Source organism: Streptomyces sp. NPDC015242, assembly GCF_043079125.1.
Taxonomy (GTDB): Bacteria; Actinomycetota; Actinomycetes; order Streptomycetales; family Streptomycetaceae; genus Streptomyces.
The window spans coordinates 319338-346101 of the sequence record NZ_JBIBUF010000004.1 but is presented as its reverse complement, the minus strand read 5'-3'; the positions used below and the strand labels follow the sequence as shown (position 1 = coordinate 346101).

The 26764-nt window shown below is 71.9% G+C and carries 25 protein-coding genes; 12 read left to right on the top strand and 13 right to left on the bottom strand.

The window, feature by feature from the left end:
* The first annotated feature begins 119 nt into the window (after positions 1 to 119).
* Positions 120 to 863 (top strand): hypothetical protein, encoded by a 744-nt coding sequence (locus ACF07N_RS16210; RefSeq protein ID WP_392112994.1) that lies wholly within the window; start codon positions 120 to 122, stop codon positions 861 to 863.
* A 6-nt stretch (positions 864 to 869) separates the two neighbouring features.
* Here ACF07N_RS16210 and ACF07N_RS16205 read toward each other — a convergent pair whose 3' ends face one another.
* Both ACF07N_RS16205 and ACF07N_RS16200 read right to left on the bottom strand, forming a co-directional pair.
* On the bottom strand, positions 870 to 1847 hold the full coding sequence (locus ACF07N_RS16205; protein WP_392112991.1) for a pirin family protein: 978 nt from the start codon (positions 1845 to 1847) through the stop codon (positions 870 to 872).
* Between the two features lie 171 nt (positions 1848 to 2018).
* Positions 2019 to 3518: an MFS transporter gene (locus ACF07N_RS16200; protein WP_392112988.1), complete on the bottom strand. Its 1500-nt coding sequence runs from the start codon at positions 3516 to 3518 to the stop codon at positions 2019 to 2021.
* Positions 3519 to 3648: 130 nt separating this feature from the next.
* Between ACF07N_RS16200 and ACF07N_RS16195 the strand changes: the two genes are divergently transcribed.
* Complete coding sequence (locus ACF07N_RS16195) at positions 3649 to 4389, top strand: TetR/AcrR family transcriptional regulator C-terminal domain-containing protein (RefSeq protein ID WP_392112985.1); 741 nt, start codon at positions 3649 to 3651, stop codon at positions 4387 to 4389.
* A gap of 35 nt (positions 4390 to 4424) precedes the next feature.
* Here the strand turns inward: ACF07N_RS16195 and ACF07N_RS16190 are convergent, their stop codons facing one another.
* Positions 4425 to 4889, bottom strand: coding sequence for an SseB family protein (locus ACF07N_RS16190; protein ID WP_383327146.1), 465 nt, complete (start codon positions 4887 to 4889; stop codon positions 4425 to 4427).
* A 214-nt stretch (positions 4890 to 5103) separates the two neighbouring features.
* Between ACF07N_RS16190 and ACF07N_RS16185 the strand changes: the two genes are divergently transcribed.
* The 3 genes from ACF07N_RS16185 to ACF07N_RS16175 all read left to right on the top strand — a co-directional run bounded on the left by ACF07N_RS16185 (position 5104) and on the right by ACF07N_RS16175 (position 8642).
* Positions 5104 to 6930 (top strand): acyl-CoA dehydrogenase, encoded by a 1827-nt coding sequence (locus ACF07N_RS16185; protein WP_392112981.1) that lies wholly within the window; start codon positions 5104 to 5106, stop codon positions 6928 to 6930.
* Between the two features lie 73 nt (positions 6931 to 7003).
* On the top strand, positions 7004 to 8302 hold the full coding sequence (locus ACF07N_RS16180) for a M18 family aminopeptidase (protein ID WP_392112978.1): 1299 nt from the start codon (positions 7004 to 7006) through the stop codon (positions 8300 to 8302).
* Positions 8303 to 8390: 88 nt separating this feature from the next.
* Positions 8391 to 8642, top strand: a complete 252-nt coding sequence (locus ACF07N_RS16175) for a DUF6458 family protein (protein ID WP_311682453.1) — start codon at positions 8391 to 8393, stop codon at positions 8640 to 8642.
* A gap of 257 nt (positions 8643 to 8899) precedes the next feature.
* Here ACF07N_RS16175 and ACF07N_RS16170 read toward each other — a convergent pair whose 3' ends face one another.
* A complete protein-coding gene (locus tag ACF07N_RS16170) occupies positions 8900 to 9325 on the bottom strand; it encodes a cupin domain-containing protein (RefSeq protein ID WP_392112975.1) in 426 nt (141 codons plus the stop codon).
* Between the two features lie 51 nt (positions 9326 to 9376).
* On the opposite strand from ACF07N_RS16170, the gene ACF07N_RS16165 reads away from it, so the two are divergent.
* Complete coding sequence (locus tag ACF07N_RS16165) at positions 9377 to 10369, top strand: GlxA family transcriptional regulator (RefSeq protein ID WP_383587902.1); 993 nt, start codon at positions 9377 to 9379, stop codon at positions 10367 to 10369.
* Entirely contained in the window at positions 10366 to 10857 is a 492-nt protein-coding gene (locus ACF07N_RS16160; RefSeq protein ID WP_383341721.1) for an LURP-one-related/scramblase family protein, read from the top strand. Before ACF07N_RS16165 ends, ACF07N_RS16160 begins: the two co-directional genes overlap by 4 nt.
* Before the next feature lie 12 nt (positions 10858 to 10869).
* On the opposite strand, the gene ACF07N_RS16155 is transcribed toward ACF07N_RS16160, so the two are convergent.
* Complete coding sequence (locus tag ACF07N_RS16155) at positions 10870 to 11667, bottom strand: carbon-nitrogen family hydrolase (RefSeq protein WP_383327170.1); 798 nt, start codon at positions 11665 to 11667, stop codon at positions 10870 to 10872.
* A gap of 181 nt (positions 11668 to 11848) precedes the next feature.
* Between ACF07N_RS16155 and ACF07N_RS16150 the strand changes: the two genes are divergently transcribed.
* Complete coding sequence (locus ACF07N_RS16150; protein ID WP_392112971.1) at positions 11849 to 12673, top strand: maleylpyruvate isomerase family mycothiol-dependent enzyme; 825 nt, start codon at positions 11849 to 11851, stop codon at positions 12671 to 12673.
* A 135-nt stretch (positions 12674 to 12808) separates the two neighbouring features.
* Positions 12809 to 13549 carry an SAM-dependent methyltransferase gene (locus tag ACF07N_RS16145; protein ID WP_392112968.1) on the top strand — a complete coding sequence of 247 codons (741 nt, stop codon included), beginning with the start codon at positions 12809 to 12811 and terminating at the stop codon, positions 13547 to 13549.
* Here ACF07N_RS16145 and ACF07N_RS16140 read toward each other — a convergent pair whose 3' ends face one another.
* A complete protein-coding gene (locus tag ACF07N_RS16140; RefSeq protein WP_392112965.1) occupies positions 13550 to 14845 on the bottom strand; it encodes a nitrate/nitrite transporter in 1296 nt (431 codons plus the stop codon).
* On the bottom strand, positions 14842 to 15492 hold the full coding sequence (locus ACF07N_RS16135; protein WP_392112962.1) for a GntR family transcriptional regulator: 651 nt from the start codon (positions 15490 to 15492) through the stop codon (positions 14842 to 14844). Before ACF07N_RS16135 ends, ACF07N_RS16140 begins: the two co-directional genes overlap by 4 nt.
* 207 nt (positions 15493 to 15699) lie before the next feature.
* Between ACF07N_RS16135 and ACF07N_RS16130 the strand changes: the two genes are divergently transcribed.
* On the top strand, positions 15700 to 16599 hold the full coding sequence (locus ACF07N_RS16130; RefSeq protein ID WP_383327182.1) for a D-alanyl-D-alanine carboxypeptidase family protein: 900 nt from the start codon (positions 15700 to 15702) through the stop codon (positions 16597 to 16599).
* Between the two features lie 63 nt (positions 16600 to 16662).
* Here the strand turns inward: ACF07N_RS16130 and ACF07N_RS16125 are convergent, their stop codons facing one another.
* From ACF07N_RS16125 to ACF07N_RS16110, 4 genes are all read right to left on the bottom strand, one after another.
* Positions 16663 to 18084, bottom strand: a complete 1422-nt coding sequence (locus ACF07N_RS16125; RefSeq protein ID WP_392112959.1) for a dihydrolipoamide acetyltransferase family protein — start codon at positions 18082 to 18084, stop codon at positions 16663 to 16665.
* 10 nt (positions 18085 to 18094) lie between these two features.
* On the bottom strand, positions 18095 to 19072 hold the full coding sequence (locus ACF07N_RS16120; protein WP_392112956.1) for an alpha-ketoacid dehydrogenase subunit beta: 978 nt from the start codon (positions 19070 to 19072) through the stop codon (positions 18095 to 18097).
* Between the two features lies 1 nt (position 19073).
* Positions 19074 to 20276, bottom strand: a complete 1203-nt coding sequence (gene pdhA, locus ACF07N_RS16115; RefSeq protein ID WP_383588761.1) for a pyruvate dehydrogenase (acetyl-transferring) E1 component subunit alpha — start codon at positions 20274 to 20276, stop codon at positions 19074 to 19076.
* Between the two features lie 391 nt (positions 20277 to 20667).
* Positions 20668 to 22269 (bottom strand): protein kinase, encoded by a 1602-nt coding sequence (locus ACF07N_RS16110; protein ID WP_392112953.1) that lies wholly within the window; start codon positions 22267 to 22269, stop codon positions 20668 to 20670.
* A gap of 345 nt (positions 22270 to 22614) precedes the next feature.
* Here ACF07N_RS16110 and ACF07N_RS16105 point away from each other — a divergent pair, with 345 nt between their 5' ends.
* Entirely contained in the window at positions 22615 to 24249 is a 1635-nt protein-coding gene (locus ACF07N_RS16105) for a protein kinase (protein ID WP_383327197.1), read from the top strand.
* 82 nt (positions 24250 to 24331) lie between these two features.
* Here the strand turns inward: ACF07N_RS16105 and ACF07N_RS16100 are convergent, their stop codons facing one another.
* Positions 24332 to 24874 (bottom strand): bacterial proteasome activator family protein, encoded by a 543-nt coding sequence (locus tag ACF07N_RS16100; RefSeq protein WP_383327200.1) that lies wholly within the window; start codon positions 24872 to 24874, stop codon positions 24332 to 24334.
* Between the two features lie 280 nt (positions 24875 to 25154).
* On the opposite strand from ACF07N_RS16100, the gene ACF07N_RS16095 reads away from it, so the two are divergent.
* The gene (locus ACF07N_RS16095; RefSeq protein ID WP_392112949.1) at positions 25155 to 25631 is read left to right on the top strand and encodes a hypothetical protein; all 477 of its coding nucleotides are present in this window, start codon (positions 25155 to 25157) and stop codon (positions 25629 to 25631) included.
* A gap of 63 nt (positions 25632 to 25694) precedes the next feature.
* Here ACF07N_RS16095 and ACF07N_RS16090 read toward each other — a convergent pair whose 3' ends face one another.
* Positions 25695 to 26684 carry an NAD(P)H-quinone oxidoreductase gene (locus ACF07N_RS16090; RefSeq protein WP_392112947.1) on the bottom strand — a complete coding sequence of 330 codons (990 nt, stop codon included), beginning with the start codon at positions 26682 to 26684 and terminating at the stop codon, positions 25695 to 25697.
* Between the last annotated feature and the right edge of the window lie 80 nt (positions 26685 to 26764).

Below are 26764 nucleotides of genomic sequence, written 5' to 3'. Positions count from 1 at the left end.
CAACACAGTGAAGCCGATACACCCTTTCGCGTGACCGCCGGGTGAGTGACGACGACGCCCTTCACACCGCCTGCACGATAAGTGCCCTGTCCGGATTCCGACGCAGGCAAGGAAGTCGCATGGGCAAGTCCGCATCCCGGGAGGACCGGGGCAAGAGGTCCTCCTTCTCGGTGTCGTACGAGGGCGGCGGCCGGCGCGACCCCTCCGCGCAGGTCGAGCTGGGGCGCCTTTCGTACAAGGGTCCCGCCACCGCCATGGTGGCCGTCACCGTGGTGGCCATGGCGGGCGTGGTCGGCTACCTGTGGCTCGACGGCCGGGGCGGCGCGGGGGCCGCGGCGGGCACGAGCGTGACGCCGGGTACGTCCGCGCCCGCGGACCCGGGCACACCGGCCGCGAGCAGCACGGCGGCCCCGGCGCCGGCCGCCTCCGGACCCGCCGCTTCCGGACCGTCCGCCTCCCGGCCGGGTGCCGCGGCCCCGGCGGCCGACGCCGGGGCGCCGGGGGTGCGGGAGCACCGCAAGGTGGTGCTGAGGGCCGGGTCCAACGTGGACCTGGACTTCACCGAGGGCGTCTCCGACATCACCTACACCATGCCGTCCGGCGGCAACGGCTGGACCCTCGGCGGTGACGGCGGCGACCTCGCCACGATCGAGGGGCCGGCGACCGCGCAGAGCTGCGCCGCGGCCACCGACTTCGGGTTCACCGTCGATCAGCGGAACATCAGCAAGGGGCTCACCGCCTGCGTGCTCACCGACGAGAACCGGGTCGCCTCCCTCACCGTCCTCGGCTGGCAGACGGACGACAACGGCCTGTCGTCCGTCACCATGGACGTCACCACCTGGGAGAGCGCTGAGACGCGGTGACGTGCGTCAGCCCTGCGGACCGCTCTCGCTCATGCCGTGCACGGCCGGAACCGTGCCCAGGCGGCCCTTCTGGAAGTCCTCGAAGGCCTGCATGAGCTCGTCCTTGGTGTTCATCACGAACGGGCCGTAGTGCGCCATGGGCTCGCGGATCGGCTGTCCGCCGAGCAGCACGACCTCCAGGTCCGGCGTGTGGGAGTCCTGCTTCTCGTCCGCGCGGACGGTCAGCGAGGAGCCCGCGCCGAAGACGGCGGTCTGGCCCGTGTGGACCGGCCGGCGGTCCGTGCCGACGCTGCCGCGCCCGGCCAGCACGTACGCCAGCCCGTTGAAGTCCTCGCGCCACGGCAGCGTGACCTCCGCACCCGGTGCCACCGTCGCGTGGATCATCGTGATCGGCGTGTGGGTGATGCCCGGACCGGCGTGGCCGTCCAGCTCACCGGCGATGACCCGCAGCAGCGCGCCGCCGTCGGGGGTGGTGAGCAGCTGGACGGAGCCGCCGCGGATGTCCTGGTAGCGCGGGGCCATCATCTTGTCCTTGGCCGGGAGGTTCACCCACAGCTGCAGGCCGTGGAAGAGCCCGCCGGACATCACCAGGTGCTCCGGCGGCGCCTCGATGTGGAGCAGGCCCGAGCCGGCCGTCATCCACTGGGTGTCGCCGTTGGTGATGGTGCCGCCACCGCCGTTGGAGTCCTGGTGGTCGAAGATGCCGTCGATGATGTAGGTGACGGTCTCGAAGCCGCGGTGCGGGTGCCAGGGGGTGCCCTTGGGCTCGCCCGGCGCGTACTCCACCTCGCCCATCTGGTCCATCATGATGAACGGGTCGAGATGGCGGTAGTTGATCCCCGCAAACGCCCGGCGCACCGGGAAGCCCTCGCCCTCGAAACCGCTCGGAGCGGTCGTGACGGTGAGCACGGGACGAGCCACGGCGTCGGCGGGTGCGGTCACTCGGGGCAGCGTCAACGGGTTCTCGACGGTCACAGCAGGCATGTCGGTTCCTCCTCGTGTACGCCCAGTTTAGTTGAGCGTTGAACTTTCTGCCACCCCCAACGGAGAAAACCGGGCGGGCATTCCCGGGTGGCGGCGCAGCGAACCACGGGAGACGGGCACAGCGAAAGACCGGCACCCCCGCATCGGGGCGCCGACCTTCGTACGTCCCGGTCAGGCGACCGGTTCACGCTGCTGCCGGCCGGTCCCGGCCGGCTCCGCCGTGCGGTCGCGCATCACCAGCGTGGCGACGACCGCCGCGACCAGCACACCGATCCCGCTGATCGCGAAGGTCGTCGACATCGACTCGGTGAAGGCCTCCCGGGCCGCCCGCACCAGGCCCGTGTCCCCGCCGGCGACGGCGAGGGCCCCGCCGATGGACTCCCTGGCCTGCCCGGGGGCGCCGGCCGGCATCGCGTCGGCGTAGCCGCCCGAGAGCAGCGAGCCGAGGATCGCGATGCCGAGGGCGGTACCGGACTGCTGGATGGTGTCGTTGAGGGCCGAGCCGACGCCCGCCTTCTCCTGCGGGATGGTCCCCATCAGCGCGGCCACCGCGGCCGGCATGGCCAGACCGGCGCCCAGGCCGAGGATCCCCAGCGCCACGGCCGGGACCGTGAAGCCGCTGCCGGCGGTGAGCGTGGTCAGCAGCCCGAAGGAGACGGCCATCAGCAGCATGCCGCCGAGGATGACGAAGCGGTTGCCCACCTTGACGGCCAGCTGCGCCCCGGCCGCGTTTCCGGCCAGCGCGGCCACCGCCAGCGGCAGGAAGGCCAGGCCCGCCTTGACCGCGGACCAGCCGAGCACGAACTGGAGGTACTGGGTCAGCACCAGCAGCAGGCCGGCGTTGCCGATCTGGACCAGGGCCAGGGAGAGCGAGCCGCCGCTGAAGTTGCGGTGCCGGAAGAGGACCAGCGGGACCATCGGCGCGTCGGCGACGTTCTGCCGGACCACGAACCCGGCCAGGGCCACCACCGCGCCGGCCAGGACGAGCAGCGAGCGGCCCTCGAAGGCGCCGTGCTGCGGGATCTCGATGATCCACCACACCAGTGCCGTCATGCCCACCACCGACAGCACCGCGCCCAGCGGGTCGGGCTTCTGCCAGGGCGCCCTGGACTCCGGCATCAGCAGTACACCGGCCAGCAGCGCGAGACCGACGATCGGCACGTTGATCAGGAAGATCGCCTGCCAGGCGAAGTGGTCGATCAGCACCCCGCCGAGGACGGGGCTGCCGACCAGGCCGAGCATCGACACCGAGCCCCACGCCGCCATCGCCCTGGGCCGTTCGTCCTCGTCGAAGACGGTGATCAGGATGGACAGCGTCGACGGCATGATCAGCGCCCCGCCGACACCCATCGCGATCCGCACCGCGATCAGCTCACCCGGCGTGGCGCAGAACACCGCCCCCAGCGAGGCCGCCCCGAACAGCAGCAGCCCGATGAGCATCACCCGCCGGCGCCCGAACCGGTCCCCCAGGCTGCCCGAGGTCAGCAGCAGCCCGGCGAAGACCAGGACGTAGGAGTCGAGGATCCACTGCGTCTGCTGGGCGCTCGCCCCCAGGTCCTCGGTCAGCGCGGGCACCGCGACGGTCAGCGCCATGTTGTCGACGACCAGCACCAGCGTGCTCAGGCACAGCACGATCAGGATCCACCAGCGGCGTGGATGGCGAGCGTCCATGTCCTCTTCCCCTCCTGCGAACACCGTTCCCTCGATGCGAACACTGTACGCACAGGGGAACAGTGTGCGCAACAACACGGTTCTGTACGCTGATTGCGCACGCCGTTCGCACGAGGTCCGGAGGAGCCACATGAGCAGGAGCAGGACGACGGACGGGAACCCGATCCCGTCCGTCTGGGCCCGCGAGCAGCGCCGCGCCGACCAGCCCGCGCTCAGCCGGGACGCGATCGTGCGCGAGGCGATCGCCATGCTCGACGCGGACGGCATCGAGGCGCTGTCCATGCGCAAGCTGGGCGCGCGGCTGAACGCGGGGGCGACCTCGCTGTACCGGCACGTGGCGACGAAGGACGAGCTGATGGAGCTCGCGGTGGACGAGGTCGCCGCCGAGATCCACGTCCCGCCGGCCGACAGCCCGGACTGGCGCGCGGCGGTGACCGAGGCCGCCCGCTCCTTCCGCACGACCGCGCTACGGCACCCCTGGCTGACCCTGGTGCTGGGCCAGGCGGGACTGGCCTACCTGGGCCCCAACTACATGAACTTCTCGGAGCGGCTCGCGGCGCTGTTCACCGCCGCCGGGTTCCCCGAGCCGAGCCGCGCGATCGACGCCGTGTTCTCGTACGTCATCGGCATGAGCACCACCGAGGCGGCCTGGCTCACCACGGTGGCCCGCTCCGGCGAGTCCGAGACGGAGTTCGTGGCCAGGCTCCTGCCCACGGCCCGGCAGGTCTCCGCCGGCTACCACCACCTGGCCGCCTCCGAGGCCGCCATCACCACCGAGGCCGCCGACCCGGCGCGGCTGCGGGACGACAAGTTCGCCTACGGGCTGGACGTCGTCCTGGACGGCCTGGCCCTGCGCCTGCCGCGGGGCTGACGGCGAGGCCTCGGCCGTCCGCGAGGCACGGGCGTCTAGCCGTACATCCGGCGCATCGCGAACTCGACCATCTGCTCCACGGCCTTCGCGTCGAACACCATGCGGTGCTCGCCCTCCATGTCGAGGACGAAGCCGTAGCCCGTGGGCAGCAGGTCCAGCACCTCGGCGCCGGTGATCACGAAGTACTTGGACTCCTTGCCCGCGTACCGGCGCAGCTCCTTCAGCGTGCTGAACATCGGGATCACCGGCTGCTGCGTGTTGTGCAGCGCCAGGAAGCCGGGGTTGTCGCCGCGCGGGCAGTACACCTTCGACGTGGCGAAGACCTGCTGGAAGTCCTCGGCCGCCATCTGCCCCGTCGTGAACGCGCGCACCGCGTCCGCGAGGGAGGGCGGGGACGGCTCGGGGTACAGGGGCGGCTGCTGCCCGTACCCGCCGGACATCGGCTGCTGCGGAGGGGCGTACTGCCCTTGCGGGCCCGCTGTCTGGTCGTAGCCGTACATGAGCGCAAGCGTACCGAGCGCGGCCGGGCGTCCGGGCCGGTACGGCGACCCGCCGGTCCGCGGTGCGGGTCTGAGCCACGCGTCACAGATGACCGGATCGGGGTTGCCTCTTATTACCGACGGGTAGCATCATGAGGACCTACTTGTTGGTACGTGAACTAGCGCGAGGATCCAGTGCCTCGCCGATCTCTCTACGGAGCCGGGAGCCGTCGCCATGGGGCACTACAAGTCGAATCTCCGCGACATCGAGTTCAACCTCTTCGAAGTACTCGGGCGCGACAAGGTCTACGGCACCGGCCCGTTCGAGGAGATGGACGTCGAGACCGCCAAGAGCATCCTGGAGGAGCTGACCCGCCTCTCGGAGAACGAGCTGGCGGAGTCCTTCGCCGACGCCGACCGCAACCCGCCGGTCTTCGACCCGGAGACGAACACCGCCCCGGTCCCGGCGTCCTTCAAGAAGAGCTACCAGGCCTTCATGGACTCCGAGTACTGGCGCCTCGGCCTGCCCGAGGAGATCGGCGGCACCACCGCGCCCCGCTCCCTCATCTGGGCCTACGCCGAGCTGATCCTGGGCGCGAACCCGGCCGTGTGGATGTACTCCTCGGGCCCGGCCTTCGCCGGCATCCTCTTCGAGGAGGGCAACGAGGTCCAGAAGCACATAGCCAAGATCGCCACGGAGAAGCAGTGGGGCTCCACCATGGTCCTCACCGAGCCCGACGCGGGCTCCGACGTGGGCGCCGGCCGCACCAAGGCCGTGCAGCAGGAGGACGGCTCCTGGCACATCGAGGGCGTGAAGCGCTTCATCACCTCCGGTGAGCACGACATGTCGGAGAACATCCTCCACTACGTGCTGGCCCGCCCCGAGGGCGCAGGACCCGGCACCAAGGGCCTGTCCCTGTTCCTCGTCCCGAAGTACCTCTTCGACTTCGAGACCGGCGAGCTGGGCGAGCGCAACGGCGTCTACGCCACGAACGTCGAGCACAAGATGGGCCTGAAGGCCTCCAACACCTGCGAGATGACGTTCGGCGACAAGCACCCCGCCAAGGGCTGGCTGATCGGCGACAAGCACGACGGCATCCGCCAGATGTTCCGCATCATCGAGTTCGCCCGCATGATGGTCGGCACGAAGGCGATCTCCACGCTGTCGACCGGCTACCTGAACGCGCTGGAGTACGCCAAGGAGCGCGTCCAGGGCCCGGACCTGGCGAACTTCATGGACAAGACCGCACCCAAGGTCACCATCACGCACCACCCGGACGTGCGCCGCTCGCTGATGACGCAGAAGGCGTACGCGGAGGGCATGCGCGCCCTGGTGATGTACACCGCCTCGATCCAGGACGCCATCCAGATCAAGGAGGCCGCCGGCGAGGACGCCACCACCGAGCACGCGCTGAACGACCTGCTCCTGCCGATCGTCAAGGGCTACGGCTCCGAGAAGGGCTACGAGCAGCTCGCCCAGTCGCTGCAGACCTTCGGCGGCTCCGGCTTCCTGCAGGAGTACCCGATCGAGCAGTACATCCGGGACTCCAAGATCGACACCCTCTACGAGGGCACCACGGCCATCCAGGGCCAGGACTTCTTCTTCCGGAAGATCGTCCGCAACCAGGGCGCCGCGCTGAACTCCCTCGCCGAGGACATCAAGAAGTTCCTGGCGCTCGGCACCGGCGGCGAGGAGCTGGCGGGCGCCCGCGAGCACCTGGCCAAGGCCGCCGTGGAGCTGGAGGCGATCGTCGGCCTGATGCTGACCGACCTCGCCGCCACCGAGCAGGACGTCAAGAACATCTACAAGGTGGGGCTGAACACCACCCGCCTGCTGATGGCCTCCGGTGACGTCGTCGTCGGCTACCTGCTGCTCAAGGGCGCCGCGATCGCCGCCGAGAAGCTTCAGACCGCCTCCGCCAAGGACAAGGCCTTCTACACCGGCAAGATCGCCGCCGCGAAGTTCTTCGCCGCCAGCGTCCTGCCGGGCGTCACCCTGGCCCGCAAGGTCGCCGAGGGCGTCGAGCTGGACCTGATGGAGCTGGACGAGGCCGCGTTCTGATCCTCACGTCCTTCGGGCGAGGGCCGGTTCCCCTTCCGGGGGACCGGCCCTCGCCCGTCGTTAAGGTGAAGGCATGACCAACCCAGCGCGCTTCGACCGCGGCCACACCGACGACCTGATGACCTTCCTCGCGGCCAGCCCCACGCCGTACCACGCCGTGGCCAACGCCGCCGAGCGGCTGGAGAAGGCCGGCTTCCGGCAGGTCGCCGAGACGGACGCCTGGGACGGGTCGAGCGGCGGCAAGTACGTGCTGCGCGGTGGCGCCATCGTCGCCTGGTACGTGCCGGAGGGTGCCACGCCGCACACGCCGTTCCGCATTGTCGGCGCCCACACCGACTCCCCCAACCTGCGCGTCAAGCCGCTGCCCGACAGCGGGGCGCACGGCTGGCGCCAGGTGGCCGTGGAGATCTACGGCGGACCGCTGCTCAACTCCTGGCTCGACCGCGACCTCGGCATCGCCGGCCGGCTGACCCTGCGCGACGGTTCGACGCGCCTGGTGAACGTCGACCGGCCGCTGCTGCGCGTGCCGCAGCTCGCCATCCACCTGGACCGCTCGGTGACGGCCGACGGCCTCAAGCTCGACAAGCAGCGGCACATGCAGCCGGTCTGGGGCCTGGGCCGCGACGTGCGCGACGGCGACCTGATCGCCTTCCTGGAGGAGACCGCCGGCGTCCCCGCGGGCGAGGTCACCGGCTGGGACCTGATGACCCACTCCGTGGAGCCGCCCGCGTACCTGGGCCGCGACCGGGAGCTGGTGGCCGGCCCGCGCATGGACAACCTGCTGTCCGTGCACGCCGGCACGGCCGCGCTCGCCGCGGTCGCCTCGGCCCCGTCGAAGCCCGCGTCCATCCCGGTCCTGGCTGCCTTCGACCACGAGGAGAACGGCTCCCAGTCCGACACGGGCGCGGACGGACCGCTCCTCGGCAACGTGCTGGAGCGCTCGGTCTTCGCCCGCGGCGGCTCCTTCGAGGACCGGGCACGCGCCTTCGCCGGCACGGTCTGCCTGTCCTCCGACACCGGCCACGCCGTCCACCCCAACTACGCGGAGCGGCACGACCCGACGCACCACCCGCGGGTCAACGGCGGCCCGATCCTCAAGGTCAACGTCAACAACCGTTACGCCACGGACGGTTCGGGCCGCGCGGAGTTCACGGCGGCCTGCGAGGCGGCGGACGTGCCCTTCCAGTCCTTCGTCTCCAACAACTCCATGCCCTGCGGGACCACCATCGGCCCGATCACCGCCGCGCGGCACGGGATCAGGACGGTCGACATCGGCGTGGCCATCCTGTCGATGCACAGCGTGCGCGAACTCTGCGGCGCCGACGACCCGTTCCTGCTGGCCAACGCCCTGACTGCCTTTCTGCAGCGGTAGAACGGCCCCCGACCGCATGGGTGTTCGCCCCGGGGGTACCCGGTGTTCCGGGACCGGAACGGCCGGACCGTACAGGGAGGCGACACACATGGGCCTCGGCGGATGCATCATCCTCATCGCCGTGGGAGCCATCCTCACGTTCGCGACCGACTGGGACATGGAGGGGGTCAACCTCGACCTGGTCGGAGTCATCTTCATGATCGTCGGACTGATTGGCGTCACGGTCTTCAGCAGCATCTACCGGCGCAGGCGCGTGGTCGTGCCACCGTCGGCGGGCGTCGTCGACGACCCGGCCGCCCACCAGCGCCGCGACGGCTACAACGGCGGGTACGGGGTGTGACACCCGGCGGTCAGACGTCCGTCCCGGCCGGCCCCAGCGAGAGCCGGCCGGTCCCCGCCGCCGTGAGACGCACCGGCACGTCCCAGTCCCGCTGACGGACGTGACAGGCCGGGTGCTCCCCGCCGGCGGGGCCGTCGTCGCACGCTCTCGCCGTCCGCGGCGAGTTCCATCAGCTGGTGCCGGGTCGTGCCGCTCACCAGGAAGGTCCCGTCCGGCAGCGGCACGGCCTTCCCCGGCGCGCCGGGGTGTGGAGCCGCTCATGACCGCAGGGTGTCACCCGGCCCCGGTGTCCGGTGCAGCGCGTGACCCGTCGTGGCGTCCACGTGGTCCGGTACCTCGTCGTGGCGGTCGCCGACGGTGAGGGTGCCGGTCGGCTCGAACATCAGGATCGCGGTCGGGACGGGGGCGTACGGCTTGTGCTCGGTGCCGCGGGGGACGGTGAAGACGCTGCCCGCGGGCAGGACGACCGTGCGCTCGCCGGCCGGTTCGCGCAGGGCGATGCGGAGTTCGCCGTCGAGGACGAGGAAGAACTCGTCGGTGTGGTCGTGGGCGTGCCAGACGTGCTCGCCCTCGACCTTGGCGATCCGGACGTCGTAGTCGTTGACGGCGGTGACGATGCGCGGGCTCCACCGCTCGGCGAAGGAGGCCAGGGCGTGGGCGAGCGAGACGGGCTGTGAGGTCATGGGGCGATCCTGCGCCTTCCGCGGCGCCCCGGCGAGTGCTAGGAATCGCACATGCCGCAAGGATCCTCGCACCGCCCGCACCGGGTCGTCCTCCTGGTCGACGAGAACTCCAACCCCTTCGAGATGAGCTGCGCCATCGAGATCTTCGGGCTGCGCAGGCCGGAACTCGGCCGGGAGCTGTACGACTTCCGGCTGTGCGCCGTCGCCCCGCGCACCCGCATGCGGGACGGCTTCTTCACGCTGACCGGCGTGGCCGGGCCGGAGGCCGCCGAGGACGCGGACACCCTGATCGTGCCGAACCGGCCCGACACCGGCACGCCCCGCTCGCCCCGCGTGCTGGACGTCGTCCGCCGGGCCCACGCGCGCGGTGCCCGGCTCGTCGGGTTCTGCTCGGGTGCGTTCACCCTCGCGGAGGCCGGGCTGCTGCGGGGGCGCAGGGCGGCCTGCCACTGGATGTGGGCGGAGTCGTTCCGGGCCCGGTTCCCGGAGGTCCGGCTGGAGCCGGACGTGCTGTTCGTCGACGACGGTGACATCCTGACCTCCTCCGGCAGCGCGTCGGCCCTCGACCTGGGGCTGCACCTCGTCCGCCGCGACCACGGCGCCGAGATCGCCAACCACGTCTCCCGCCGCCTGGTGTTCGCGGCCCACCGGGACGGCGGGCAGCGGCAGTTCGTGGAGCGGCCGGTGCCCGAGGTGCGGGACGCGTCCCTGGCGCCGCTGCTGCAGTGGGCGCAGGAGCGGATCGGCGAACCGCTGACGGTGGCGGACCTGGCCGCCCGCGCCCGGGTCAGCCCCGCCACACTGCACCGCCGCTTCCGCGCCCAGCTGGGGACGACCCCGCTGGCCTGGCTGAGCGCCGAGCGCGTGGCGCTGGCCTGCCGGCTGATCGAGCGGGGCGAGGAACGGCTGGAGGTGGTGGCGGCCCGCAGCGGTCTCGGCACGGCCGCCAACCTGCGTCAGCGGCTCCGGCGGGCGACCGGGCTCAGCCCGTCGGCCTATCGGCGGCGTTTCGGCGCCGGCGGCGGGGAAGCCCTGGTCCCATGAGATTCCTCGTGTACGACCGGCTCCTCGGCTTCGGCGACGACTACTGGATCGAGGACGAGCACGGCGCCAAGGTGTTCCTCGTCGACGGAAAGGCCCTGCGCCTGCGCGACACCTGGGAACTGAAGGACCCCCAGGGGCGTGTCCTCGTCGACATCCACCAGAAGATGCTCGCCCTGCGCGACACGATGGTGCTCCAGCGGGCCGGGGAGCCGCTGGCCACCATCCGCCGCAAACGCCTGTCCCTGCTGCGCAACCACTACCGGGTGTCCCTGGCCGACGGCAGCGAACTGGACGTCAGCGGCAAGATCCTGGACCGCGAGTTCGCCGTCGAGTACGACGGGGAGCTGCTCGCGGTGATCTCCCGGCGGTGGCTGACCGTGCGGGACACCTACGGCGTGGACGTCGTGCGGGAGGACGCCGACCCGGCGCTGCTGATCGCGGTGGCGGTGTGCGTGATCCACCTGGCGGAGAAGGAACGGGAGGACTGAGAGCGCCCCGGGTCAGGGCCGGCGCGGCGGCCGGAGTCCCAGCATCCGGTCCTTCAGCGCCGGGAACTGCTCCCGTGTCGTCGCGACCTTGCCGGGGTCGAACTCCACGGTGAGGACCTCCTCGCCGGCGCCGGCCTCGGCCAGCACCTCGCCCCACGGGTCGACCACGACCGAGTGGCCGGACTGGGGAACACCGGCGTGCGTCCCGGCCGTCGCGCAGGCGAGGACGAACGACTGGTTCTCCACGGCCCGGGCGCGGGCCAGCAGCGTCCAGTGGGACCGGCGGCGCTCCGGCCAGCCCGCCGACACCACGAGCGTCTCGGCACCGGCGTCGACGAGCCCGCGGAAGAGTTCGGGAAAACGCAGGTCGTAACAGGTGGCCAGGCCCAGGGTCGTCGCGGGCAGACGCACCGTCACCAGCTCGCTGCCCGCGCCCATCAGCACGGCCTCGCCCTTGTCGAAACCGAACCGGTGGATCTTGCGGTAGGCGGCGGCCAGGTCGCCGGAGGGCGAGAAGACGAGGGAGGTGTTGTACAGGGGGCCGTCGGGGTCGCGCTCGGGGACGGAACCGGCGTGCAGCCAGACGCCCGCGTCGCTCGCGGCCTTGGCCATCGCCTCGTACGTGGGCCCTTCGAGCGGTTCGGCCTCCGTGCCGAACGCGTCGTAGGCGAACGCGCCCGTGGTCCACAGCTCCGGCAGGACGACGAGATCGGCCCCGGCCTGGTCCCGCACCATCGAAGCCACCCGGCGGCGGCGCGATTCGACCGTTTCGCCCTCGTCTACGGCGATCTGGATCACAGAGGCGCGCACACTACCACCGTCCTGGCATTCGAGCCGTCCACACGGGCCTACGATCGTCACACGAAAGCACTGCCGGGGTGCCTCACAGCAGCGTAACTTAGCTCGCAAGACGCCCGCCGACAGCCGCCACCTCCCACTGGCAACGCCGCCACCACCTGCCCGTGCACCGACCGCCGAGGGGTCCCGTTCCGTGAGTCTGCATCCCACCCTCCAGCCCTACGCCGACGCCTGGACCCACTCCATCGAAGCGATATCCGAGCTGGTCCAGCCGCTCGCGGAGGCCGAATGGAACCGGCGGACGCCGTGCCCGGGGTGGTCGGTGCGGGACATCGTCTCCCACATCATCGGCCTGGACTGCGAGATGCTCGGCGACCCGCGCCCGATCCACACCCTGCCGCGCGACCTCTTCCACGTCACCAACGACCACCAGCGCTACATGGAGATGCAGGTCGACGTCCGCCGCCACCACACGGCGCCGGAGATGACCTCCGAGCTGGAGTACGTGATCATCCGCCGCAACCGCCAGCTGCGCAACGACTCGCGTGACCCGGGCGCCAAGGTGCGCGGGCCGCTCGGGGCGGAGCTGACCCTGGAGGAGTCCATGCGGCGGCACGCCTTCGCCGTGTGGGTGCACGAGCAGGACCTGCGCACGGCCCTCGGCCGGCCCGGCAACCTCGACTCCCCCGGCGCGCACATCACCCGTGACGTGCTGCTCGGCGAACTGCCCCGCGTGGTGGCGGAGGACGCGCAGGCGCCGCGCAGCTCGGCGATCGTCTTCGACGTGCACGGTCCCGTCGAGTTCCTGCGCACGATCCGCGTCGACATCAACGGCCGCGGCACCCTGGAGACGGCCCCGGCCCTGGGCCCGGCCGCCACGCTCACCCTCGACTGGGAGACCTACGTCCGCCTGGCCTGCGGCCGCGTCACGCCCGAGGCGGTCTCGGACCGGCTGAAGACGGAGGGCGACCCGGACCTGACGGCGGCGATCCTGCGGAACTTCACGGTGACGCAGTAGCCCGGCCGCGCTCGGGCGAGGAGGGGCGCGGCGGTACCTCGCCGCGCCGAGTCGCGCACCCATCCGGCCCCGGCAGCGGCTCTCCGCACCGGAAACCCCGTGCCGCCGCCCCGCCCCCGCCGTAGCGTCCCCGGCATGACCCCACCCCGCCACACCCGCCTGACCTTCCACGGCCCCCTGTCCGGGACCCGGGCGGACGCCCTCGTACGACGCCTCGCCCGGAACTCCCCCGCCACCGTCCTGGACATCGGCTGCGGCTGGGGCGAGCTCATGCTGCGCATCCTGGCCGCGGTGCCGGAGGCGACCGGCACGGGCATCGACCTCGACGCCGAGGACCTGGCCCGCGGGCGGCGGGCCGCCGAGGCACGCGGGCTCGCGCCCCGGGTCCGCTTCCTGGAGGAGTCCGCCACCGGCACGCCCCACGGCCCCGCCGACCTCGTCCTGTGCGTCGGCGCGAGCCAGGCCCTCGGCAGCGCGCTCCCCGACGCCCTGGCCGCACTCCGCGGCCTCGTCACCGGCCACGGCCGTGTCCTGCTCGGCGAGGGCTTCTGGCAGCGCACCCCGACCGGCGCCGAGCTGTCCCGGATGTGGCCGGGCGCCGCCGCCACCGACCATCCCGATCTCCCGGCCCTCGTCGACCTGGCGATCGCGGCGGGGTTCCGGCCGGAGTGGACGGAGACCGCGAGCCCGCAGGAGTGGGAGGAGTTCGAGTCGGCGTACCTCGCGGACACCGAGGTGTGGCTGGCCCGGCACCCGGACCATCCCCTGGCCGCGGAGACCCGGCAGCGCGCCGACCGCCACCGCGCCGCCTGGCTCACCTACCGAGGCGTCCTCGGGCTCGCGTACCTCACGCTCGTGCCGGTCGTGGACCGGTGACTACGCGGGCACGTGCACCGTCTCCACCCGGCTCGCGACCAGCCGTTCCCGCTCCCGCCGCGCCGCCCGTCCGCGCAGCCGCAGGATCTGTGTGACGCCGAGCGCCTGGAGGACGAAGACGGCGGAGAAGGCGACCGTGTAGTCGTCGCCGGTGGCGTCCAGCAGCACGCCGATCGCGAACAGCGTGGTCATGGACGCCACGAAGCCGCCCATGTTGGTGATGCCGGAGGCCGTGCCCTGCCGCTCGGGCGGGTTGGCCGGACGGGCGAAGTCGAAGCCGATCATCGACGCGGGCCCGCACGCCCCGAGCACCGTGCACAGCGTGATCAGCAGCCACATCGGGGCGTGCGGCGCGGGGTGGAGCAGCGTGGCCGCCCACAGCGCCGCCGTCGCGCCGACCGTGCCGAGCGCGAGCGGCAGCCGGGCCCCGTGGTGCCGGGCGATGATCTGGCCGTAGACCAGGCCGACGACCATGTTGGACACCACCACCAGCGTGAGGAGTTCACCCGCGGTCGCCCGGGACAGCCCCTGCGCCTCGACCAGGAACGGCAGGCCCCACAGCAGCAGAAACACCATCGCCGGGAACTGGGTCGTGAAGTGCACCCACAGGCCCAGCCGGGTCCCCGGCTCCCGCCAGGAGGCGGTGATCTGACGCCGTACGTAGGCGGCGCCCCGGTGCGGGACCGGCTCCGGCGCGTGGCCCTCCGGGTGGTCCTTCAGGAAGAGCAGGACCAGCACGAACACCACGGCCCCGGCGGCCGCGCTGCCCGCGAAGGCGGCGGTCCAGCCGACGCCGTGCAGCAGCCGGGCCAGGACGAGGGTGGAGACGAGGTTGCCCGCCATGCCGGCCAGACCGGCGAACTGGGCGACGAGCGGCCCGCGCCGGGCCGGGAACCACCGGGTGCCCAGCCGCAGCACGCTGATGAAGGTCAGCGCGTCACCGCAGCCGAGCAGCGCCCGGGAGGCGAGCGCCATGCCGTACGACGGGGAGAAGGCGAAGCCCAGCTGTCCGGCCGTGAACAGCACCGCGCCGAGGGCGAGCACCTTCTTGGTGCCGAGCCGGTCGACGAGCAGCCCGACGGGTATCTGCATGCCCGCGTAGACCAGCAGCTGGAGGATGGAGAAGGTGGACAGCGCCGAGGCGTTGACGTCGAAGCGGTCGGCGGCGTCCAGCCCGGCCACGCCCAGCGATGTGCGGAAGATGACCGCGACGAAGTAGACCGAGACACCGACGCCCCAGACGGCCAGCGCTCGCCGCCCGCCCGGGGGATCGCCGGGCAGCGTGGTGGAGCTCATCGGACCTCGCCCCGGGCCAGGTGGGAGAACCAGCCGACGTGCCGGTGGACGAGTCCGACGGCCGCCTCGGCGTCCCCGGCGCGCAGCGCGCCGAGGATCTCCTCGTGCTCGGCGAGGGTCTTGGCGATGCGGTCGGGGTGGGAGTGCATCACGGCGACGCCCATGCGCAACTGACGGTCGCGCAGCTGGTCGTAGAGGCGGGAGAGGATCTCGTTGCCGCCGCTGCGGACGATCTCGGCGTGGAAGCAGCGGTCGGTCACGGCGGCCCCGGCGAGGTCGCCGGCGGCGGCCTGCTTCTTCTGCCGGGCCAGCAGTTCCTCCAAGCGCTCGATGAGCCCGGGCGGCGCGGGCACGGCCTTGCGCGCCGCGTGCTCCTCGACGAGCAGCCGGGTCTCCACGACGTCGGCGATCTCCTGCGCGGAGACCGGCAGCACCAGGGCGCCCTTCTTCGGGTAGAGCCGGATCAGGCCCTCGGCCTCCAGCCGCAGCAGCGCCTCGCGCACGGGGGTGCGCGAGACCCCGACCGCCTCGGCCAGCTCGCCCTCGGTGAGGAGGGTCCCGCCCTCGTAACGGCGTTCCAGGACGCCCTGTTTGACGTGGGTGTAGACGCGGTCGGCGGCGGGGGGTTGCTTCACGGCCAGGGTCATGCCGACAGGATAGATACAACAGGTGTGCATGGATGCATCCGTCCAGGATGCGGACGCGTATGTCACACATCTGTGGCAAAGCAGGGGTCCCGCCCGGTGTGGGCACAACCAACTGTGCTACTTACGAGTCAGACACGTGCGGCCCTCTCTTCCCGTCCTCAACTCGGCCGCACCGTTGGGGCATTCAACGCAATCGGGGTACTTGACTTGATAACCGGCATTAAGGGCACCCGCTTCCGCAGAGCCGCGGCCGTCGCCGTGACCACCGGCGCCATGCTCGCGACCGGAGCCCTCACCACCACGCAGGCGCAGGCCGCCGCCACGCCCACGATCGCCGCCAAGGGCGGCTACGTGATGAACAACGCGACCGGCACCTCGCTCTACACCAAGGCCGCCGACACGCGCCGCTCGACCGGTTCCACCACCAAGATCATGACCGCCCTGGTGGTGCTGAAGCAGTCGAACCTCAATCTGGACAGCAAGGTCACGGTCCAGAAGGCGTACAGCGACTACATCGTCGAGAACAACTGGGCGTCCAACGCCAAGCTGATCGTCGGCGACAAGGTCACCGTCCGCCAGCTGCTGTACGGGCTGATGCTGCCGTCCGGCTGCGACGCGGCGTACGCGCTCGCCGACAAGTTCGGCTCGGGCTCGACGCGGGCGGCGCGCGTGAAGTCGTTCATCGGCAAGATGAACACCACCGCCAAGAACCTGGGTCTGAAGAACACCCACTTCGACTCGTTCGACGGCATCGGCAAGGGCGCCAACTACTCCACGCCGCGCGACCTGACCAAGCTCGCCAGCGCGGCGATGAAGAACTCCACGTTCCGCACGGTCGTCAAGACGAAGAAGTACACGGCGAAGACGACCACCAAGTCCGGCGGCACGCGGACGATGGCGCCGTGGGAGAACACCAACCCGCTGCTCAGCAGCTACACCGGCGCGATCGGCGTGAAGACCGGCTCCGGCCCGGAGGCCGGCTACTGCCTGGTCTTCGCCGCCACCCGCAACGGCAAGACGGTCATCGGCACGGTCCTGTCCTCGACCAACGCGACCACCCGCAAGTCGGACGCGACGAAGCTGCTCAACTACGGCTTCAGCAAGTAGGACCCGCGCACGGGAAGGGGGCTCACCGCCGTCGGCGGTGAGCCCCCTCCTGCGTCCGCGCCGCTACGCCCAGGTGATCAGGCGCTTGGGCTGCTCCAGGACCGCCGCCACGTCGGCCAGCACCTTCGAGCCCAGCTCGCCGTCGACCAGGCGGTGGTCGAAGGAGAGGGCCAGCGTGGTGACCTGGCGGGGCTTGACCTTGCCCTTGTGGACCCACGGCTGGAGCTTGATCGCCCCGACCGCGAGGATCGCGGACTCGCCGGGGTTCAGGATCGGCGTGCCCGTGTCGACGCCGAAGACGCCGACGTTGGTGATCGTCACCGTGCCGCCCTGCATGGCCGCCGGGGACGTCTTGCCCTCCCGGGCCGTCGCCACCAGCTCGCCCAGCGACCCGGCCAGCTCCGGCAGCGTCTTGGCGTGCGCGTCCTTGATGTTCGGCACGATCAGGCCGCGCGGGGTCGCGGCCGCGATGCCCAGGTTCACGCAGTGCTTGATAACGATCTCCTGCGCCGCCTCGTCCCAGGAGGCGTTGATCTCCGGGTTGCGCCTGATCGCGACGAGCAGGGCCTTGGCGATCAGCAGCAGGGGGTTCACGCGCAGGCCGGTGAACTCCTTGTCCTGCTTCAGCTCCTCGACCAGCTTCATCGTGCGCGTCACGTCGACCGTCACGAATTCCGTGACGTGCGGCGCGGTGAACGCCGAGCCGACCATCGCCGCGGCCGTGGCCTTGCGCACGCCCTTGATCGGGACGCGGGTCTCGCGCGCGGTGTCGTACGAGGCCGGGACCGGGGCCGCCGCGGCCGGGGCGGGTGCCGGGGCCGCGGGCGCGGGGGCCGCTGCCGTGGCGGCGGCCACCGCCGCGTGCACGTCCTCGCGGGTGATGACGCCGTCGGGGCCGGTCGGGACGACCGTCGTCAGGTCGACGCCCAGGTCCTTGGCCAGCTTGCGCACCGGCGGCTTGGCCAGGGGCCGCTCCGCGCCCACCGGGGCCGGGGCGGCGACCGGGGCCGGGGCCTTGGGCGCGTGGCCGTTCAGCTCCGTCTGGACCGCCGCCGAGGCCTGCTGGACGGGGACCTCCGGGCCCTTGCGGGGACGGCGGCGGGTGGACGAGGCCGCGACCCCGTAGCCGACGAGGACCGGCTGGCGGCCGGAGCCCTCCGCCTTCGGCTCCTGCGCGGCCTCGGGGACCGCGGGAGCGGCCGCCCCGGCGGCGGGCGCGGACCCACCGCCGACGTCGACCGTGATGATCGCCGTGCCCACGTCGACCGTGGTGCCCTCCGGGAAGCGCAGCTCCCGGACCACGCCGTCGTATGGGATGGGCAGCTCCACGGCCGCCTTCGCCGTCTCGACCTCGCACACCACCTGGCCGTCCGTGACCGTGTCACCGGGCTGGACGTACCACTTGAGGATCTCCGCCTCCGTGAGCCCCTCGCCCACGTCGGGCATCTTGAACTCGCGCACGGACGCTTCCGTCATCGTCGTCACGACCCTCTCCTCAGTACGCCAGCGAGCGGTCGACGGCATCCAGCACCCGGTCCAGGTTGGGCAGGTACTCCTCCTCCAGGCGGGCCGGCGGGTACGGGGCGTGGTAGCCGCCGACCCTGAGCACCGGGGCCTCCAGGTGGTAGAAGCAGCGCTCCGTGATCCGGGCGGCGATCTCCCCGCCGGAGCCGAAGAACACCGGCGCCTCGTGGACCACGACCAGGCGGCGGGTCTTCTCCACCGACGCCTGGATCGAGTCGAAGTCCAGCGGGGAGACCGAGCGCAGGTCCAGGACCTCCAGGCGCTTGCCCTCCTCGGCGGCCGCGTCGGCGGCCTCCTGGCAGAGCTTCACCATCGGGCCGTAGGCGGCCAGCGTCAGGTCGGTGCCCTCGCGGACCACGCGGGCCTTGTGCAGCGGGCCCGGGATGGCCTCCGTGTTGACCTCGCCCTTGTCCCAGTAGCGGCGCTTGGGCTCGAAGAAGATCACCGGGTCGTCGCTCTGGATGGCCTGCTGCATCATCCAGTACGCGTCCGAGGCGTTCGACGGGCTGACCACCTTCAGGCCCGCCACGTGCGCGAAGAGCGACTCGGGGGACTCCGAGTGGTGCTCGACCGCGCCGATGCCGCCGCCGTAGGGGATGCGCACGACGACCGGCATCTTGACCTTGCCCAGCGAGCGGGCGTGCATCTTCGCGAGCTGCGTGACGATCTGGTCGTACGCGGGGAAGACGAAGCCGTCGAACTGGATCTCCACCACCGGGCGGTAGCCGCGCAGGGCCAGGCCGATCGCGGTGCCGACGATGCCCGACTCGGCGAGCGGGGTGTCGATGACGCGGCTCTCGCCGAAGTCCTTCTGCAGGCCGTCCGTCACGCGGAAGACGCCGCCGAGCTTGCCGACGTCCTCGCCCATGATCAGGACCTTGTCGTCGGACTCGAGGGCGCGGCGCAGCGACTCGTTGATCGCCTTGGCCAGTGCCATCTTCTCGGCCATCTCAGTTACCCCCCTCGTCGGCGAAGGACGCCTGGTACGCGGCGAACTGGGCGCGCTCCTCGTCGACGAGCGCGTGCCCGTCGGCGTAGACGTTCTCGAAGATCGCGAAGTGGTCCGGGTCCGGCATGGCACGGACCGCCTCGCGCACTCGCCTGCCCAACGCCTCGGACTCGGCCTCGAGTTCCGCGAAGAACGCCTCGTCCGCGTGGTGCGAGGCCTCCAGGTAGCGGCGCAGGCGCAGGATCGGGTCCTTGGCCTCCCAGGCCTGGCGCTCCTCGTCGCCCCGGTAGCGGGTGGGGTCGTCGGAGGTGGTGTGGGCGCCCATGCGGTACGTGAACGCCTCGACGAGGGTGGGGCCCTCGCCGGCGCGCGCCCGCTCCAGCGCCCATCGGGTGACCGCGAGGCAGCCGAGCACGTCGTTGCCGTCGACCCGGACGCCCGGGAAGCCGAAGCCCTGGGCGCGCTGGTAGATCGGCACGCGGGACTGCTTCTCGGTCGGCTCGGAGATGGCCCACTGGTTGTTCTGGCAGAAGAACACGACCGGGGCGTTGTAGACCGCGGAGAAGGTGAACGATTCGGCCACGTCGCCCTGGCTGGAGGCGCCGTCGCCGAAGTAGGCGATCACCGCGCTGTCCGCGCCGTCCTTGGCGACGCCCATCGCGTAGCCGGTGGCGTGCAGCGTCTGGGAGCCGATGACGATCGTGTAGAGGTGGAAGTTGTTGCCGTTGGGGTCCCAGCCGCCGTTGTTCACGCCGCGGAACATGCCGAGCAGGTTGGTCGGGTCCACGCCGCGGCACCAGGCGACGCCGTGCTCGCGGTAGGTGGGGAAGACGTAGTCGTCGTCCCGCAGGGCCCGGCCGGAGCCGATCTGGGCGGCCTCCTGGCCGAGCAGCGAGGCCCACAGGCCCAGCTCGCCCTGGCGCTGCAGGGAGGTCGCCTCGGCGTCGAAGCGGCGGGTGAGCACCATGTCGCGGTAGAGGCCGCGGAGCTCTTCCGGGGTGACACCGGCGACGTACTTGTCGAACTCGGCGTTCTTGACGCGCTCGCCCTCGGGCGTCAGCAGCTGCACGAGCTGGGGCTCGGTGCCCTTCGCGCCGGCGTCCTTCTTGGCGGTGGTGCGGGTGGTGCGCTTGGTGCCGGTGGTGCCGGCCTTGCTTCCGGCGCTGCGTCGCGGTGTGCGCGCGGCAGTGCTCTCCACGGTCACGTGTGCTCCTCCGTCGGTCCAGCCCCCGGGGTTGCCGGTAGGCCAGTGCGGCTCACCTGTTCTCGACCACCGGGGCACGGGGTGGGTGCCACTCGGCCGGGAACAGGCGTGACAGGTGCCCCGGCGAGCGCCCTGCAGAAAGCACGTTACCCAGTGCGCCACATTCCTGTGAAACCCCACCTGACCTGCGATTTTGCTTGGATATCCAAGTAAATCGAGAAGGCGGTGAAGGGGCCCTGGTCACAGCCTTGCAGGAGGCCGGAGCTACCGCACGTTAACCCGGTGACCCAGGTCACGGGAAGAGCTGTTCCGACGGCGTGGCTCAACCGGAACGCGCGCGTGGGCCCCGTCCCCGGGACCCACGCGCGCGTGACCATGCTTTTCCGGGCGGTCAGCCGCCGCCCTCACCGCCGCCCGGGCCGCCGACCACGCCGGTCGTGGTGCCCGCGTCGGTGCCGCCTGCCGTGTCGCCGGACGGGGTGCCGCCCGGGTCGGTGGGCTCCTCGTCGGTCGGCTCGCCGGTCGGCTCCTCGGTGGTCGGCTCGTCCGTCGGCTCGCCGGTGGGCGACTGGGGCGCGCTCTGCGACGGCGTGTAGGACGGCGTGTACGACGGCGTCCAGTTGCCGTTGCCGTTGCCCGTGCCGGTCCCGTCGTCCGTGGACGTGTCGGTCGGCCCCTCGGTCGCCTCGTCGCTCGGCGTCTCGCTGGGCTTCTTGTCCTCGGTCGTCTGTGAGGAGGTCGGCGACTGCTTCTTGCCCGGGTCGTCCTTGCCGCCGCCGGTGTTCTGCAGGGCCAGCGCGACGCCCGCGGCGACGGCGATCACCGCGAGCACGGCGAGGATCCACAGCTTGCCGCGGCCGCTGCCCCGGTTGCCCTGCCCCTCGAAGCCGCCGTCGTCGCCGTTGCCGTAGCCCGTGGGCAGGATCGGCGAGGGGATCTGCGTGGTGCCTGAGGCGTCCCCGGGGTGGCCCATCACGGCCGTGCCGGCGAGACCGGCCGCGGGGGTGTGCCGGCCCTCGTGCATGTCGACCGGGCCGGTGTTCCAGGTGCCCGTGTGGCCGCCCTGCTCGTAGAGCATCTGGAGCGCGTACTGGACCAGTCCGCGCATCTCCTCGGCGGTCTGGAAGCGGTCGTCGGGCTCCTTGGCGAGGGAGCGCATGACCAGGCCGTCCAGCTCCGGCGGGCAGGCGTCCGAGGCCTCGGAGGGCGGGGTCGGGATGTCCTGGACGTGCTGGTAGACCACCGACAGCGGGGTCTCGCCGGTGAAGGGCGGGCGCAGCGAGAGGAGCTCGTAGAGCAGGCAGCCCGTGGCGTACAGGTCGGAGCGGTGGTCGACGGCCTTGCCGAGGGCCTGCTCGGGGGAGAGGTACTGCGGGGTGCCCATGACCATGCCGGTCTGCGTCATCGTCGTGGACGCGCCGTGCAGGGCGCGGGCGATGCCGAAGTCCATCACCTTCACGGCGCCGTTGTGCGTGATGATGACGTTGGCGGGCTTGATGTCGCGGTGCACGATGCCGTGCTGGTGCGAATAGGCGAGCGCCTCCAGGACCCCGGAGACGATGATCAGCGCCTGCTCGGGACCGGGCGCCTCGGCGTTCAGCAGCAGGTCGCGGATGGTGCGGCCCTCGACCAGCTCCATGACGATGTACGGCACGGACTGGCCGCCGACGAAGTCCTCGCCGGAGTCGTACACGGCGACGATCGCGTGGTGGTTGAGGCCGGCGACCGACTGGGCCTCGCGCGTGAAGCGCGCCTTGGACACCGGGTCCTCGGCGAGGTCGGAGCGGAGCAGCTTGACGGCGACGGTGCGCCCGAGGCGGACGTCCTCGGCGGCGAACACCTCGGCCATGCCGCCCCGGCCGAGTCTGCGGGTCAGCCGGTACCGGCCGTCCCCGACCAGCCCGCCGTTGCCCCAGAGCTCAGGCGCGTCCGACATGCCGCCGCCACTCGCCTCGGGGTCGGACGGGCCCTGAGCGGCCTGCTGCTGTGCCATCAGTCCTCGCCGTCGTTTCTGCCCGCGGTGCGCGCGGTGTTGTTACGGTCTCCGTCGGCCACGCTACAGCCTCCGCGCAAGCCTCCGGTCCGGGACGGGTGGCAGGACCGGCACGAGACGGACGGGCCATGAAACCTTCACTCCGTACTGTCGTGCAAATTCTGTGTACCGGCCGTACGCCCGCTGTAACGCTTCCGCGACGCTTCTTTCGCGTACGGTCACGGAACGGGCACCGAGCTTGACGTGTCAGTGCCCTGGGGCAGACTTGGCCGGGAATGGCGGTTTGGATCAACGGCGGATCAGCGACAGCGGCGGCGCCTGCAGGGGCTACGGGGGACGGGGAACATGAGCCAGGACGGCGCACAGGGCCAGTACACGGGACGGGCGCTGGCCAACGGCCGCTATCAGCTGCGTGACCTGCTCGGCCAGGGCGGCATGGCCTCCGTGCACCTCGCGTACGACAGCGTGCTCGACCGGCAGGTCGCCATCAAGACACTCCACACGGACCTCGGCCGGGAGCAGGCCTTCCGCGAGCGCTTCCGCCGCGAGGCCCAGTCCGTGGCCAAGCTCACGCACACCAACATCGTCTCGGTCTTCGACACCGGCGAGGACACCCTCGACTCCATGACGACGCCGTACATCGTCATGGAGTACGTCGAGGGCCGCCCGCTCGGCTCGGTGCTCGACGAGGACGTCCGGCAGCAGGGCGCGATGCCCGCCGACAAGGCGCTGAAGATCACCGCCGACGTGCTGGCGGCCCTGGAGATCAGCCACGAGATGGGCCTGGTCCACCGGGACATCAAGCCGGGCAACGTGATGATGACCAAGCGCGGCGTGGTCAAGGTCATGGACTTCGGCATCGCCCGCGCCATGCAGTCGGGTGTGACGTCGATGACGCAGACCGGCATGGTCGTCGGCACCCCGCAGTACCTCTCGCCGGAACAGGCCCTGGGCCGCGGCGTGGACGCCCGCTCCGACCTGTACTCGGTCGGCATCATGCTCTTCCAGCTGGTCACCGGGCGGCTGCCGTTCGACGCGGACTCGCCGCTGGCCATCGCGTACGCGCACGTCCAGGAGGAGCCGCCGGTCGCCTCCTCGATCAACCGCTCGCTGCCCCCGGCCGTGGACGCGCTGATCGCCCGGGCGCTGAAGAAGAACCCGAACGAGCGCTTCCCGAGCGCGGAGGCCATGCGCGGCGAGTGCCTGCGCGTGGCGGCGTCCGTGCAGGCCGCGCCGCCCAGCATCGTCCCGGGCACGCAGGCCCCGAGCGGCGCGGGCGTCGGCTCGGCCGTCTTCCCGCCGGTCGACCAGGCGACCCCGGCCCCGTCGGGCCAGGTGCAGACGCCGTACCAGCCGACCCCGCCGCCCAACCCGTACGGCACGCCGGCCCCGTCCCCGGCCTACGGCTATCCGCAGCAGGGTGGCTACCAGACGCCGAACCCGGCCGCGTACTCCCCGCAGCCCGGGCCGTCGACCCCGCCGCCGTACAACCTGACGCCCCAGTCCGGTTCCGCGCCCTCGGGCGGCGGCCGGAGCAACAAGCCGGTGATCATCGGGTCGGTCGTCGTGTCCGTCCTCGCGGTCGGCGGCCTGGTCACGGCGCTGCTGCTGAACGGCGGCGGCGAGGACGACAAGGGCGGCGGCAGCGGCGCCAGTGCGTCGGCGTCCGCGGAGAAGAAGCCCGGCTACCGCGGCCCGGACCCGACGAAGACGATCGAGGCCGAGGAGTGCACCGAGCCTCAGGAGTCGTACAACGACCCCGAGAAGATCGAGGTCCCGGACTTCAAGTTCAAGAACATCCAGTCCGTCAAGGCCTGCGCCCAGGCGGCCGGCTGGCAGATCGACACCAAGAACGTCGACGAGAACACCTACGGCGAGGGCACGGTCATGAACCAGTTCCCGTCCAAGGGCACCGACGTCGACCCGGACGACATGCCGACGATCGAGCTCAACGTCTCGACGGGCAACCCGCCGTCCTGACGCCCCGGACGGTACGGGCAGGAGGAAGGGCCCGGCGGCTTCGGCCGCCGGGCCCTTCCGTGCGTGGAGCGCTGTCGGGGGTCTACAGGTACGGGCCGCCGGAGCGGCCGCCCGGGTGCTGCTCGTCGAGGCCCTCGTGGCCGACGCCCGGCGGGAGGGCGCGGCGCATCTGCTCCAGCTGGGCGCGGGCCGCCATCTGCTGGGCGAACAGCGTCGTCTGGATCCCGTGGAAGAGACCCTCCAGCCAGCCGACCAACTGGGCCTGCGCGATGCGCAGCTCCGCGTCGCTCGGGGTCCCCTCGTCCGTGAACGGCAGGGAGAGCCGCTCCAGCTCCTCGACCAGCTCGGGCGCCAGGCCGTCCTCCAGCTCCTTCACCGAGCTGGCGTGGATGTCCTTCAGCCGGACCCGGCTGGCCTCGTCCAGGGGAGCCGCGCGCACCTCCTCCAGCAGCTGCTTGATCATGCTGCCGATCCGCATGACCTTCGCGGGCTGCTCCACCTGCTCCGTGACCGGGGTCTCGCGGGAGTCCTCGTCCCCACCGCCGCCGCCGAGCGCCATGCCGTCCTGGCCCACGACCAGGATCTGCGGGTTCTCCGGCGACCTTTCGTTCCTCGGCATCTCCATGCCGCCATTCTCTCGCACGCCTGCACCTCACCTGTGTGGTGCCCCCGGGTGAGGCTGATCCACCGTGCCGGGGAAGACGCGCCGCACGGTCGCCGGGTTGCTCGCGTGCGGGCGGTTTCCCCTCGCGGGTGAGGGCCGAGGGCTCGGCGCACCCCCGGTGATTCCGTCCGTCGGCCGAACCCGGAGTGCCGCGGGGGTGCGGTGGTGTGAGGCTGATGGCCTCGACAGGACCGAATGTGCCGTTCTGCCCCACCGGGCACGGCGGGAGGGGGTCACCCCCGTGACTCCATGGCTACGCGGACTGCGCGCGGCGGGACTGGTTCTCGCCCTGGGGGCGGGTGCGGTCGTCTCACCGTACGGGGCCGCCCCGTCCCACGGTGCCGTTCCCGCGTACGGGGAGGAGGCCAAGGCGACCGCCGTCCCGTCCGCCCGGCCCGCCCCGTCCGGGACGGGGGAGCCCTCGCGGGCCGGGAGCCGGGCGGGGGAGGGCCGCCTGCGGCCCGGGCGGGCACAGACCACCGAGGAGGAGCCGGAGGCCGCCGGCCGCACGCCGGCGCCCGAGGCGTCCCGGGAGGTCGTCCCGTTGCCTCCCGCACCGACGGAGCCGCCCGTGCGGGAGGCCGCCGCCACGCGCGCCGACCGCCCCGTCGGCCCCGTCCTGCGGATCCTGCCGCTGGGCAGCGGACTGGTCCTGATCGGTCTCGGGCTCGGCCTCGCGTTCGTCGGGCTCCGGCTGCGGCGCCCTGGGCCGTACTAGGACCGTCGTCCGGCTCGGGTCAGGGCCCGCCCTCCGGGCGGACGGCGCGACCTGCGGACATCGCTAGGCGCCGCGCGGCGTGATCAGCAGCACCTTGCCGATGTGGCCGCTCTCCTCCACGACCCGGTGGGCGGTGGCCGCCTCCGGCATCGGCAGCTCGCGGTCGACGACCGGGCGTAGCCGGCCGCCGGCGAACAGCGGCCAGACGTGTTCGCGGACGGCCGCGACGATGGCCGCCTTCTCCTCCCGCGGCCGGGCCCGCAGGGACGTGGCGGTGACGGCGGCCCGCTTGGCGAGCAGGGCGCCGATGTTCAGCTCGCCCTTGACGCCGCCCTGCATGCCGATGATCGCGAGCCGGCCGTTGACGGCCAGCGCCCTGACGTTGCGCTCCAGGTACTTGGCGCCCATGTTGTCGAGGATGACGTCGGCCCCGGCGCCGTCCGTCGCCTTCCTGACCTCCTCGACGAAGTCCTGCTCGCGGTAGTTGACGAGGATGTCCGCGCCCAGTTCGGCACACCGGTCCAGCTTCTCCCTGGTCCCGGCCGTGACGGCGACGCGGGCGCCGACGGCCTTCGCCAGCTGGATGGCCATGGTGCCGATGCCGCTGGAGCCGCCGTGCACGAGCAGCGTCTCGCCGGGACGCAGGTGGGCGACCATGAACACGTTCGACCAGACCGTGCAGACCACCTCGGGCAGTGCCGCGGCCTGCTTCAGGTCCACGCCCTCGGGCACGGGCAGCAGCTGCCCGGCCGGGACGGCCACCTTCTCGGCGTAACCGCCGCCGGCCAGCAGGGCGCACACCTCGTCGCCGACGTTCCAGCCGGTGACGCCCGGGCCGATCCCGGCGATCCGCCCGGAGCACTCCAGGCCGGGGTAGGGGGACGCGCCGGGCGGCGGGTCGTAGAAGCCCTGCCGCTGCAGGAGGTCGGCGCGGTTGACGGCCCCGGCCGCCACCTCGACCAGGACCTCGCCCTCGCCGGGCACCGGATCGGGGACCTCGTCCCAGACCAGCGCCTCGGGCCCACCGGGTTCGGGAATCGTGATCGCATACATGAGGGGGACGCTACCCCTACGTCCCGGGACCGAGTCCGGTCCGTCCCCGGGCCGGTGCCCGCTGGTCCCTTGGTCCGGTC

What these genes read in the sequence shown, in the direction of transcription:
- ACF07N_RS16110 (WP_392112953.1), bottom strand. Translation starts at nt 22,269, where the DNA reads ATGGCACAGCAGCAGGCCGCTCAGGGCCCGTCCGACCCCGAGGCGAGT.
- ACF07N_RS16145 (WP_392112968.1), top strand. Translation starts at nt 12,809, where the DNA reads ATGACCCCACCCCGCCACACCCGCCTGACCTTCCACGGCCCCCTGTCC.
- ACF07N_RS16135 (WP_392112962.1), bottom strand. Translation starts at nt 15,492, where the DNA reads ATGACCCTGGCCGTGAAGCAACCCCCCGCCGCCGACCGCGTCTACACC.
- ACF07N_RS16185 (WP_392112981.1), top strand. Translation starts at nt 5,104, where the DNA reads ATGGGGCACTACAAGTCGAATCTCCGCGACATCGAGTTCAACCTCTTC.
- ACF07N_RS16180 (WP_392112978.1), top strand. Translation starts at nt 7,004, where the DNA reads ATGACCAACCCAGCGCGCTTCGACCGCGGCCACACCGACGACCTGATG.
- ACF07N_RS16090 (WP_392112947.1), bottom strand. Translation starts at nt 26,684, where the DNA reads ATGTATGCGATCACGATTCCCGAACCCGGTGGGCCCGAGGCGCTGGTC.
- ACF07N_RS16100 (WP_383327200.1), bottom strand. Translation starts at nt 24,874, where the DNA reads ATGGAGATGCCGAGGAACGAAAGGTCGCCGGAGAACCCGCAGATCCTG.
- ACF07N_RS16175 (WP_311682453.1), top strand. Translation starts at nt 8,391, where the DNA reads ATGGGCCTCGGCGGATGCATCATCCTCATCGCCGTGGGAGCCATCCTC.
- ACF07N_RS16140 (WP_392112965.1), bottom strand. Translation starts at nt 14,845, where the DNA reads ATGAGCTCCACCACGCTGCCCGGCGATCCCCCGGGCGGGCGGCGAGCG.
- ACF07N_RS16195 (WP_392112985.1), top strand. Translation starts at nt 3,649, where the DNA reads ATGAGCAGGAGCAGGACGACGGACGGGAACCCGATCCCGTCCGTCTGG.
- ACF07N_RS16205 (WP_392112991.1), bottom strand. Translation starts at nt 1,847, where the DNA reads ATGCCTGCTGTGACCGTCGAGAACCCGTTGACGCTGCCCCGAGTGACC.
- ACF07N_RS16210 (WP_392112994.1), top strand. Translation starts at nt 120, where the DNA reads ATGGGCAAGTCCGCATCCCGGGAGGACCGGGGCAAGAGGTCCTCCTTC.
- ACF07N_RS16105 (WP_383327197.1), top strand. Translation starts at nt 22,615, where the DNA reads ATGAGCCAGGACGGCGCACAGGGCCAGTACACGGGACGGGCGCTGGCC.
- ACF07N_RS16200 (WP_392112988.1), bottom strand. Translation starts at nt 3,518, where the DNA reads ATGGACGCTCGCCATCCACGCCGCTGGTGGATCCTGATCGTGCTGTGC.
- ACF07N_RS16165 (WP_383587902.1), top strand. Translation starts at nt 9,377, where the DNA reads ATGCCGCAAGGATCCTCGCACCGCCCGCACCGGGTCGTCCTCCTGGTC.
- ACF07N_RS16120 (WP_392112956.1), bottom strand. Translation starts at nt 19,072, where the DNA reads ATGGCCGAGAAGATGGCACTGGCCAAGGCGATCAACGAGTCGCTGCGC.
- ACF07N_RS16190 (WP_383327146.1), bottom strand. Translation starts at nt 4,889, where the DNA reads ATGTACGGCTACGACCAGACAGCGGGCCCGCAAGGGCAGTACGCCCCT.
- ACF07N_RS16160 (WP_383341721.1), top strand. Translation starts at nt 10,366, where the DNA reads ATGAGATTCCTCGTGTACGACCGGCTCCTCGGCTTCGGCGACGACTAC.
- ACF07N_RS16170 (WP_392112975.1), bottom strand. Translation starts at nt 9,325, where the DNA reads ATGACCTCACAGCCCGTCTCGCTCGCCCACGCCCTGGCCTCCTTCGCC.